Source organism: Ferrovibrio sp. (assembly GCF_035304305.1).
In the GTDB taxonomy this organism is placed as follows: Bacteria; Pseudomonadota; Alphaproteobacteria; order Ferrovibrionales; family Ferrovibrionaceae; genus Ferrovibrio.
Map to the genome: position 1 here is coordinate 1 of NZ_DATGQG010000131.1, position 10,237 is coordinate 10,237.

11 protein-coding genes and 1 pseudogene are annotated in these 10,237 nt (G+C 65.1%); 4 read left to right on the forward strand and 8 right to left on the reverse strand.

Features of this window, described 5'->3' with window-relative positions; all coding sequences use genetic code 11:
* The first annotated feature begins 52 nt into the window (after nucleotides 1-52).
* Together VKZ87_RS14830 and VKZ87_RS14835 are read left to right on the forward strand one after the other, a co-directional pair.
* Nucleotides 53-1,720 (forward strand): peptidoglycan-binding domain-containing protein, encoded by a 1,668-nt coding sequence (locus VKZ87_RS14830; RefSeq protein WP_324222040.1) that lies wholly within the window; start codon nucleotides 53-55, stop codon nucleotides 1,718-1,720.
* A 6-nt stretch (nucleotides 1,721-1,726) separates the two neighbouring features.
* Entirely contained in the window at nucleotides 1,727-2,446 is a 720-nt protein-coding gene (locus VKZ87_RS14835) for a hypothetical protein (protein WP_324222041.1), read from the forward strand.
* Here the strand turns inward: VKZ87_RS14835 and VKZ87_RS14840 are convergent.
* Nucleotides 2,418-2,744 (reverse strand): YnfA family protein, encoded by a 327-nt coding sequence (locus tag VKZ87_RS14840; protein WP_324222042.1) that lies wholly within the window; start codon nucleotides 2,742-2,744, stop codon nucleotides 2,418-2,420. The genes VKZ87_RS14835 and VKZ87_RS14840 overlap by 29 nt on opposite strands.
* Nucleotides 2,745-2,774: 30 nt before the next feature.
* Nucleotides 2,775-3,713 carry an AraC family transcriptional regulator gene (locus VKZ87_RS14845; RefSeq protein WP_324222043.1) on the reverse strand — a complete coding sequence of 313 codons (939 nt, stop codon included), beginning with the start codon at nucleotides 3,711-3,713 and terminating at the stop codon, nucleotides 2,775-2,777.
* Nucleotides 3,714-3,822: 109 nt separating this feature from the next.
* Here VKZ87_RS14845 and VKZ87_RS14850 point away from each other — a divergent pair, with 109 nt between their 5' ends.
* On the forward strand, nucleotides 3,823-4,425 hold the full coding sequence (locus VKZ87_RS14850; RefSeq protein WP_324222044.1) for a LysE family translocator: 603 nt from the start codon (nucleotides 3,823-3,825) through the stop codon (nucleotides 4,423-4,425).
* Between the two features lie 67 nt (nucleotides 4,426-4,492).
* Here the strand turns inward: VKZ87_RS14850 and VKZ87_RS14855 are convergent, their stop codons facing one another.
* The gene (locus tag VKZ87_RS14855) at nucleotides 4,493-5,260 is read right to left on the reverse strand and encodes a methyltransferase domain-containing protein (RefSeq protein WP_324222045.1); all 768 of its coding nucleotides are present in this window, start codon (nucleotides 5,258-5,260) and stop codon (nucleotides 4,493-4,495) included.
* 97 nt (nucleotides 5,261-5,357) lie between these two features.
* Between VKZ87_RS14855 and VKZ87_RS14860 the strand changes: the two genes are divergently transcribed.
* Nucleotides 5,358-5,825 carry a thioesterase family protein gene (locus tag VKZ87_RS14860; protein ID WP_324222046.1) on the forward strand — a complete coding sequence of 156 codons (468 nt, stop codon included), beginning with the start codon at nucleotides 5,358-5,360 and terminating at the stop codon, nucleotides 5,823-5,825.
* A 60-nt stretch (nucleotides 5,826-5,885) separates the two neighbouring features.
* On the opposite strand, the gene VKZ87_RS14865 is transcribed toward VKZ87_RS14860, so the two are convergent.
* From VKZ87_RS14865 to VKZ87_RS14885, 5 genes and pseudogenes are all read right to left on the reverse strand, one after another.
* Nucleotides 5,886-6,173 (reverse strand): cupin domain-containing protein, encoded by a 288-nt coding sequence (locus tag VKZ87_RS14865; RefSeq protein ID WP_324222047.1) that lies wholly within the window; start codon nucleotides 6,171-6,173, stop codon nucleotides 5,886-5,888.
* A complete protein-coding gene (locus VKZ87_RS14870; RefSeq protein WP_324222048.1) occupies nucleotides 6,170-7,009 on the reverse strand; it encodes an RNA methyltransferase in 840 nt (279 codons plus the stop codon). Before VKZ87_RS14870 ends, VKZ87_RS14865 begins: the two co-directional genes overlap by 4 nt.
* 1 nt (nucleotide 7,010) lies before the next feature.
* Nucleotides 7,011-8,621: a citramalate synthase gene (cimA, locus tag VKZ87_RS14875; RefSeq protein WP_324222049.1), complete on the reverse strand. Its 1,611-nt coding sequence runs from the start codon at nucleotides 8,619-8,621 to the stop codon at nucleotides 7,011-7,013.
* A 7-nt stretch (nucleotides 8,622-8,628) separates the two neighbouring features.
* Entirely contained in the window at nucleotides 8,629-9,954 is a 1,326-nt protein-coding gene (gene gltX, locus VKZ87_RS14880) for a glutamate--tRNA ligase (protein WP_324222050.1), read from the reverse strand.
* Nucleotides 9,951-10,237 (reverse strand): annotated as a pseudogene (locus tag VKZ87_RS14885) (NAD+ synthase); the annotation flags it as partial. The pseudogene VKZ87_RS14885 and the gene gltX, both read right to left, overlap by 4 nt.

The window sequence follows — 10,237 nt, forward strand, 5'->3', positions numbered from 1 at the left end:
ATTGGGAAAAATGTCAATTCCCCCTTAATGTTCCCATCAGGAAGCAGCCGTGATGTCTGATCCCGAAACCGACATGCCGCCCCTCACGCGACGCCCGGAGCGTCTGACGTCGGTCCGTCCCCGACACTGGCGGCTGAACCAGTCGCATCGATCCCTTCCGGACGACAACGAACTCTTTTCCTTTTCCGGCTCGGTCGGGCCGAACGGCGAGAACCGACGGGAGGATGTGATCAAGGCGCAGATCCTGCTGGGCAACAGCGGCCATTACCGTATCGCTGGAAAAGGCGCACCCACCGGGTGGCCCGGCAACGAACTCTTCCGCAGCATTCGCGCCTTCCAGAAGGAAAAGGGCCTACAGGTCGACGGCCTGTTACTGCCACCAGCTCCGCAGGGCGTAGATCGAAATGGCATCGGCGAGACGCTTGTCACCTTACGCGCCGATCTCGGGGACAAGCTCGCCGGCTACACTGCGCCAACGCCGGAGGAAGTCGATGCCTACTACGAGAGCGAGGCTCGCTTCAGCGGGGTGCCGGATGATGGCGACAAACCGATGCCGCCGCCCTGGCACATTCTCCTCTATGACGGAAACGCCAAAACCACACAGCCGGTCGGCGTAAAATTAACGAGTTCAGTCAAGCCGCGGGATATCCGCAGCGACGCCGGCCCCCCGACGCCACAATGGCGAGACGGACAACATCTCGCCATGGCGAGCGCTCCGCCGGTCTTGCCCATCCAGATAGCACCTCGTCCGGCACCGCCTGCAGCGCCAACCGGTCCGTCGAAGCCACAAAACCCTTACCCGCATGAGCATCCGGACATCAAAGCTGCCGGCTTGCAGCTCGAGAAGCTCGTTGATACGGGGTTCGGCAACGCTGCCGCAAACATCAAACGCTGGTATGAAAACGGGCAGGCGTTTGTCGATGGCCTGAAACGCGCCGATCGCCCCATGGACGAAGCTGAACTTGCGGCCTTCACGCCTCTTCCTGGTGCTGAACCGACACCACCCTCGCGGCCGATTAGCGAATCCGATCTGGCCGTGGCCACGACGCCACCGCTTGTGCCGCCGAAAGCCGATACCAAGCTGCAGGGAAGGCCTGCAGAGGAGCAAGAACCGGCAATTGAGCAATTGATTCCGCCTGAAACGAAACAGTGGATCACGACACTGCCGCCAGTGCAGCAGCCTTTTGCTCGGGATTTTGGCGCGATAATCGTCGAAAGCCATAAATTCGGCCCACGCGGCAGTCCCAGAACAGAAGAAGCCACCTTCATCGCTACGCGTGTCTGTACCGAAAGACTGGAGCTGCGCTCCCACCTAGCTGGAAAATTGTGGCATTTTGCCGGGTCCTATGATCTGAAAACCGGAGAGTACAAGAAGGAAGAAACCGTAAAGCGACCAGGAGCGTCCGACCTATCTGGTAGCGTTAAGGTGGATACCAGCTTTGGCGACAATATTGACGGTTCTCCATATCGGGCTCGTCTTCAGACAGTCGATGTGAAGAAAACCGGGAAAGAGCATGCCGATGCGAGCCTCACGAAAAGAGAAGCAGATAACTACGTTCGCCTTCAGGAAAATATGAAGGAAGGGGTTGCCGAATGGGCGCGCAAGATGAAGCCATGGGAAACGCCAGAGGAATACTCAGAATACGTGGCAGTTCGATGTGACAGAATGTGGGATAAGCTTGAACAGCGGTTGAAATCCGAGGGCATTCTTAAGGAATAGTGAGCAATGATGATCGCCGCACCAATCCCCGTTTACGACTCCTGTCGTCCTGCCTTCCGGACGCGGGATATCTGTTTTTCTCCCGCTGACTGGCGACGGGTGGATGAGGCGGTCGCCTCCCATTATCCCCGGTCGACTGTTATTCGGGGCGCCACCGGACCGGAGAGGATTGCAAAAACAATCCCCTCTATCTCCAAGGTGAACAGACTTTCCGATCTCATGGAGGAAACCGGCCAGCTGCCATTCGAGAGCGAAATCGGCTTCGATCCTGCCTGGGAACCTGATTTCCGGTTACTGGAGAATGATGCAGGCTGGATGCGAAATCCGCTCCCGCTGCCCATTGTAAGGATTCTGCAGTACCAGGCCGTGTGGGATCCGCAGGGAACCGCGCCGGAGCACCTGTGCGCGGGCCGGATCGAGATTTCGTGTCAGCCGGGCAACGACAACCACCTGACCTTCGCCCGGCAGTTCTTCGATCTGATCGGGAAAATGAGCACGAACAGGAATCAGGTTCGCCTCTCGGTTCCTGGCTACAATGTCGATGCCGTTCAGGAGAAAGGCTCCCGGATATGGCTAGGCTTCGACGCGATCCGCTGGGCGCGCGAGGATAAACAGCGGCTGCTCTACTACAAACCGGGCTGGGGTCTGCGCCCGAACGATGAAGGTATCGTCAAGGCATGGGAGGGCGAACCCTGCGCTACACCCCTCTCGGGCCGAACAGGATGAGCGCCGCGCCGCCGAGGCAGATGGCGGCCCCGATGAGGTCCCAGCGGTCGGGCTGCTGGCTTTCGGCGAGCCAGAGCCAGACCAGCGAGGCGGTGATATAGACGCCGCCATAGGCGGCATAGGCGCGGCCGGCGAATTCCGCCTCGATCAGGGTCAGCAGCCAGGCGAAGGCGATCAGGCTCGCCACACCCGGCAGCAGCCAGAGCGCCGATTTGCCCATGCGCAGCCAGGCCCAGAAGGCGAAGCAGCCGGCGATCTCGGCGATGGCAGCGGCGATATAGACGGCGATGGATGTCATCTGCGGGTTCCCGGCATGGATCGAGCGCCCCTATTCCGCCGCCGCACGCAACTGGCGGCGGAAGCTGCCCGGGCCGATGCCGAACTGCGCCTTGAAGCGGCGCGTGAACGACGGCAGCGAGGCATAGCCGCAGCGCTCGGCAACATCGTCGATGCTCAGCCCCGTATCGGCCAGCAGGCTGCGTGCCTTCATCAGACGCCAGCGGGTGAGATACTCGATCGGCGGCAGGCCGAGGGAGGCCGCGAAACGGTCGGCGAAGCGGGCGCGCGACATGCCGGCCTCGCGGGCCAGCGCGCTCACGGTCCAGTCCCTTTCCGGGGCGGCATGCATCGCCTGCAGGGCCGCCTGCAGCGCACGGTCGTTCAGCGCCGCGATGAAGCCGTCGGCATCCCCGTTCGCGCCGAGCCGGCGCGCCGCCTGGATCACGACGATCTCGATCAGCCGGGTGAGCACGGCGCGGCTGCCCTGCCCGTCCAGCGCCGCTTCCAGCGACAGCAGGCGCAGGGCCGCGGCGATCCAGGGCTCGGCGCCGAGATCGCCCTGGCGCAGATGGATGATGCCGGGCAGTACCGCCGTGACGGGATGGTCGAGGCTTTCGTCGAAGCGGCAGAAGCCGCAGAGCAGCCGTGCCTTTGCCAGGCCGCTGCCGCCGCGCAGCACGCCGTCCTGCAGCGCGCCGGCCCTGATCGCGTCATCGAGCGCCACGACCTGCGCGCCGTCATCGGCGCCGACGATCTGCGCGGCGCCGTTGGGCACCAGCGCGATGTCGCCCTCGGACAGCAGCACGGGCGGCGCACCGCCCTCCAGGCCGATGCGGCACTGGCCCTGCAGGACGAGATGGAAGCGGATGCGGCGCCGCTCCTGCGGCACGCGGACGGCGATGCCGTCGCCCAGCTCGGCGCGAAAATAGAGCTCGCCGCGCAGGCGCAGCGCGGAAAAGACCTCCGAAACCAGATCCGGCTTGGCCAATGGGCTGCCCCTCCGGGACGATCTGATAAAAATCGCAGACGGAAGGACAGTGATTGCCGAAGCGGCGCCTGTCAATCTCCCGCCGCCGCAACCGGAGGGGAGACGGACAATGACCTGGGACATGGCGCTGGCACTGATGGGCTTTGCCTTCGTGATGTCGATCTCGCCGGGCCCGGGCAATTTCCTGCTGCTGGCCTCGGGCGCCAATTTCGGCTTCGCGCGCTCGCTGCCGCTCATGCTCGGGATCAGCGGCGGCTTCCTCGCCATGGTCTTCGCCATCGGCCTCGGGCTGGGCCAGGTCTTCGACCGCTATCCGCAGATTTACGATGTGCTGCGCATCGTCGGCGCGGCCTATGTGGCCTGGATGGCCTGGGGCCTGATGCAGGCCCGCGGCCTGGGCACTGCTGCCGGCCGCGAGATCGCACAGCCGATCGGCTTCATCCAGGCGGCTTTGCTGCAGCTGGTCAATCCGAAGGCCTGGGCGGTGGCGCTGATCGTCACCGTCACCTACACCGTGCCGCAGGATTTCCTCACCTCGCTGCTACTGCTGATCGCGCTGTTCGCCGTCGTGAACCTGCCGGCGCTCAGCGTCTGGGTGCTGTCGGGCGCGGCGCTACGCGACGTGCTGGCCAAAGGCAACCGCATCGCGGTGTTCAACATCGCCATGGCGGTGCTTCTGGTGGCGTCGATGGTGCCGGTGCTGCTGAGGTAGTCAGTGAAACAAACAACTGTCATGGCCGGGCTCGTCCGGCCATGACAATCAAGGCAGGTGACGGGGATTACGCCTTCTGCGCCAGGATGAACAGGCGGCGGAAGGGAAACAGCGTGCGACCATCGGCTTCCGGTCTGTAGTGCTGCGCCACGCGATGGCGGTAGTCGGACTCGAAAGCGCCGCGCTCGGGTTCCTCCAGCCGGTCGAGGAACTGCTTCAGCCAGGTGCCCTTGGTGTATTCCGCCACCGGATTGTCGCCCGACAGCACCTGCAGGTATTCGCTCTCCCAGATCTCCAGCGCCGCCGCGCGGCCCTGCAGCAGGCGCCAGTAATGGCCGGGCTCGGCGACCGGCCGGCGGCGCAGATGCGGCTCCAGCTTCGCCCGCCACGGCCCCTGCTCGATGGTCTCCACAATCGACGTATGCGAGGGCGCGCCGAAATTGCGCGGCATCTGGATCGCCAGCCAGCCGCCCGGCTTCACGCAGTCGAGCAGGCCGGGAATGAGCCGGTCATGGTCGTCGAGCCAGTGCAGAGCCGCATTCGAATAGAGCAGGTCCACCGGCTGCGGCGGCCGCCAGGTCGCGATATCGGCCTCAATGAAAGTGACGTCCGGATATTCGGCGCGTGCCTTCGCCAGCATGGCGGCGGAGGAATCGACACCCGTCAGCCGCACCTGCGGCCAGCGCCGGCGGATCAGCGGGCTCAGGTTGCCGGCGCCGCAGCCCAGGTCGATGGCGGATTCCGGACTCGCCAGCGGAACGCGCATCAGCAGGTCGACGGCCGGCCGCAGCCGCTCGCCGGCAAATTTCAGGTATTGCGTCGGGTCCCAGCTCATGCTGGAAACGGTAGCCGGAGAAACGCAACCGACAAAGGCCAGTTTGATGAATTCTTCTCAAGCCCTCTCAGCATCCGCTCAAGACTTCTCGAAGCCGATGGAACTCACCGGCATGCGCGTGCTGCCGGAGCATATCGACGCCAACGGGCATATGAATGTCGGCTTCTACAACGTGATCTTCGACCAGGCGCTGGACCGCTTCTTCAAACCCTTCGACCTGGACTGGTCCTATGTGAAGCGCACCAATCTCTCGACCTTCGTGCTGGAGACCCATGTCTGCTATCTGCAGGAGGTGGTCGAGGGCGACGAGCTGCGCTTCACCTTCCAGCTGCTCGGCCATGACGCCAAGCGGCTGCATTACTTCATGGAGATGCACCACGCGCAAAAGAACTATCTGGCGGCGACCTCGGAGCAGATCCTGGTGCATGTGGATCTCGCCACCCGCCGCTCCTCGCCCTTCCTGCCCGAGCACCAGCAATTCTTCGCCGAGATGTTTGCCGGGCATTCGAAACTGCCCGTGCCGAAGCAGGCCGGACGCAGCATCGGCATGGGGAAGAAGGGCTAGTCACAGTCTGTCATGGCCGGGCCCGTCCCGGCCATGGCAATTCAAACGGACAGGGCCCGCCTATCCCTTGATCTCGACTTCCACGAAGGCCATCGGGGCGTTGCCGGCGTTGATCACGTTGTGCGCGATGCCTTTCGGGCGCGAATAGCTGCCACCGGCCGGCATCTCGACGATGGTTTCGGCGCCGGCGGAATCGACCAGCTTCAGCTTCGATTCCGTGAGGAAGGTGACGACATAGGGATATTCGTGGACATGGAAGCCGGTCTCGGCGCCGGGCGCGAAATCCCAGCGCGTGACGCGCACGCGCTCGTCGTCCACCTGCTGGGTCGGTCTGGCCTGCTCGGTCATGGCTCGCCTTTCTGCTTCTTTTCCAGATATTTCTGCTGCGCCAGCTTCGCCCGGCGCGGCCGGTCCTGCGCGATCGCCTTCAGCATGCCGCGAAAGGTCTTCACCTCCTGGCTGGCCAGCGGCACCCGCTGCAGCACGCTGCGCAGGTTGCGCAGGATGGCGGCCCGCTTGGGTTCGACATTGTGGAAGAAGCCAGATTCGTCCAGCTCGGCGGCGAGATGGTCGAACAGGCCCTGCAGCTCGTCCTGGGTGGCGAAGCCGCCGCGCACGGTTTCCATGCGGCTGGGCGGCGTGTCGTCGCCGGCGGTGAACCATTCATAGCCGAGCAGCAGCACCGCCTGCGCCAGATTCAGCGAGGAGAAGCCGGGATTGAGCGGCACGGAAATGGCGGCATGGGCCAGCGCGACATCCTCGTTGTCCAGCCCCGTGCGCTCGCGACCAAACAGGATTCCGACGCGGTGGCCTTCGGCCTCCTCCGCGCGCATGCGCCGCGCCGCCTCGCGCGGGGTGACGACTTCCTTCATCATGTCGCGGTGGCGCGCCGTGGTGGCGTAGACGCGATGCAGGTCGGCCACGGCCTCGGCCGTGCTGGTGAAGACGCTGGCCGCATCGAGCACGGGATCGGCCTTGGAGGCCAGCACATAGGCGGCGGGGTTGGGCCAGCCGTCGCGCGGATTGACCAGCCGCAGCTCGGTGATGCCGCAGTTCAGCATGGCGCGCGCCGCGGCGCCGATATTCTCGCCCAGCTGCGGCTCGACCAGAATTATGACCGGGCCGCGGCGAATGTTGCCGGGCGGAATCCTGCCCGCAAACTGCGGCCGCGCGGTGGCCGTCATCTCAGGCGCGGGAGGCCGGCGCGCCGTCGCGCAGCAGCTTCCACTCGATGGAATCCTTCAGCGCCACGAAGGCGGCATCGATGATGTTGGGCGAGACGCCGACGGTGAACCAGCGGTTCCCCTGTCCGTCGGCGGATTCGATCATCACGCGGGTGGTCGCCTCGGTGCCGCCGTTGAGGATGCGCACCTTGAAATCCACCAGGCGCAGGTCGTCGATATAGGACTGGTAGCGGCCGAGATCCTTGCGCATCGCCTGGTCGAGCGCGTTGACCGGGCCGTTGCCCTCGGCCACCGAGAACAGCATCTGGCCGTCGACGGTCAGCTTTACCGTCGCCTCGGCCACCGTGATCAGTTCGCCGCGCGCGTTGAAGCGGCGCTCGACCATGACGCGGAAGCTGCGCACGCCGAAGAAGTCCGGCATCTGGCCCAGCGTGCGGCGGGCGAGAATCTCGAAGCTGGCCTCGGCGCCGTCATAGGAATAGCCCTCGGCCTCGCGCTGCTTCACGTCCTCCAGCAGCAGGTTCAGCCGGCTGTCGCTCGGATCGAACGGAATGCCAGCCTCGTTCAGCCGCGCAAGAAGGTTGGAGCGGCCGGCCTGGTCCGAGATCAGGATCTGGCGCTGGTTGCCGACCGTTTCCGGCGGCACATGCTCGTAGGTGCGGGGATCCTTCATCACCGCCGAGACATGCAGCCCGCCCTTGTGCGCGAAGGCCGAGGCGCCGACATAGGCGGCATGGCGGTTCGGCGCGCGGTTGAGCAGCTCGTCGAGCATGCGCGAGGTGGCTGTGAGATGCGTCAGGTCCTGCTCGCTCAGGCCGACATCGACATGGTCGCGGAACCACGGCTTGAGCATCAGCGAGGGAATCAGCGCGATGAGATTGGCATTGCCGCAGCGCTCGCCCAAGCCGTTCAGCGTTCCCTGCACCTGGCGCACGCCGGCTTTCACCGCGGCGAGGCTGTTGGCTACGGCATTCTCGGTGTCGTTATGGGTATGCACGCCGAGGCGGTCGCCGCCGCCGAGCTTTGCCGCGACCTCGCCGACAATGCGCTCGACCTCATGCGGCATGGAGCCGCCATTGGTGTCGCAGAGCACGGCCCAGCGCGCGCCGGCATCCAGCGCCGCCTTCACGCACTGGAAGGCGAAATCGGGATTGGCCTTGTAGCCGTCGAAGAAATGCTCGGCATCGAACATCGCCTCGCCGAATTTCGCCTTGGCCGCAGCGATGCTGTCGGCAATCAGCTCGATATTCTCTCCCCTGGAAATGCCGAGTGCGACATCGACCTGGAAATCCCAGCTCTTGCCCACCAGGCAGGCGGCATCGGCCTTCGCATCGAAGATCGCCGCCAGCCCCGGGTCGTTGGCGGCCGAGCGGCCCGGCCGCCTGGTCATGCCGAAGGCGACGAATTTGGCGCGCTTCAGGTTCGGCCTGGCGGAGAAGAATTCCGTATCGGTCGGGTTGGCGCCGGGCCAGCCGCCCTCGACATAGGCCACGCCGAGCCGGTCCAGGGCCGCGGCAATGCTGCGCTTGTCCTCGACGGAGAAATCGACGCCCTGGGTCTGCGCGCCGTCGCGCAGGGTGGTGTCGAAAAGATAGACGCGCTCTCTGGTCATGATCTGCTCAAACTCCACGCAGGCGCTTCAGCGCCCGCTCGCGGCCGATCAGCGGCAGCAGGGGCGCCATTTCGGGCCCCTTGTCGCGTCCGGTCAAGGCCAAACGCAGGGGATGGAACAGCGCCCTGCCCTTCACGCCGGCTTTCGCCGCCACGGCCTGGCTCCAGCCCTTCCAGGTGGTGGCATCCCAGGGTTCCGGCGGCAGGGTCTCGATGGCGGCCTGCACCACCTTTTCATCCTCGATCACCGGAGTGATGTCGCCCTGCACCACCGTCCACCAGTCGGCGGCATCGCCGACCGTGGCGAGATTGCCGCGCACCGCCAGCCAGAAATCCTCGCCGGCGCCGGCCGGCAGGCGGTCACGCACGGTGGCAAAGGGCAGTTCGTGCAGGATCCGGGCATTCAGCGTTTCCAGCTCGTGCGGATCAAGCCGCGCCGGCGCGCGGGAAAACCGCGTGAGATCGAAGCCGGCGACGAGCTCCTGCAGGCTCTGCTTGGGCTCGACCGGATCGGCCGAACCGAGCCGGGCCAGCAGCGAGTTGAGCGCCATCGGCTCGATGCCCTGCGCGCGCAGATCGGCCAGCGAGAGCGAACCGAGCCGCTTGGACAATCCGCCGCCCTCGGCGTCCAGCAGCAGCGAGAAATGACCGAAGGTGGGCACGGCATAACCCAGTGCCTCGAAAAGCTGGATCTGCGCCGCGGTATTGGTGACGTGATCCTCGCCGCGGATGACATGGGTGATGCCGAGATCGCCGTCATCGACCACGGAGGACAGCGTATAGAGCGGATAGCCGTCGGACCGCAGCAGAACCGGGTCGCTCAGGGACGCCATGTCGATCTCGACATGACCGTGGATCAGGTCGTCCCAGGCGGTGCGGTTATGCTCCAGTTTGAAGCGCCAGACCGGCCGGCGGCCCTCGGCTTCCAGCTTCGCGCGGTCGGCATCGGTGAGTTTCAGCGCGGCGCGGTCATAGACGGGCGGCCTGCGCTGGCTGAGCTGGATCTTGCGGCGCAGCTCCAGCTCTTCCGGCGTTTCGTAGGCGGGATAGAGCCGGCCGCTCTTTCTGAGCTTCTCGGCCGCCTCGGCGTAGAGCGCGAAACGGTCGGACTGTTTCGCGAAACGGTCCCAGTCGAGGCCGAGCCAGCGCAGATCGTCCTCGATGCCTCTGGCGAATTCCTCTGTCGAACGGCCGGTATCGGTATCGTCCAGCCGCAGCAGGAAGCTGCCGCCGGCCTTGCGCGCAAACAGCCAGTTCAGCAGCGCACCGCGCGCATTGCCGACATGCAGCCGGCCCGTGGGGCTCGGCGCGAAACGGACGGCAACCGCGCTCATGCCCTGTAATCCCGGAAGGCGTTGGTGATGGGATAGCGGCGGTCGCGGCCGAAACCGCGTGGCGTGATCTTCACGCCCGGCGGCGCCTGGCGGCGCTTGTATTCCGCCAGCTTCAGCATGCGGTAGACCCGGCGCACGGTGACCTCGTCGTAGCCCTTGGCGGCAACCTGCTTGACGCCGAGCTGCTCCTCGATCAGGCCCTTGAGGATGCCGTCGAGGGTTTCGTACGGCGGCAGCGTGTCCTCGTCCTTCTGATTGGGCTTGAGTTCGGCCGAGGGCGGCT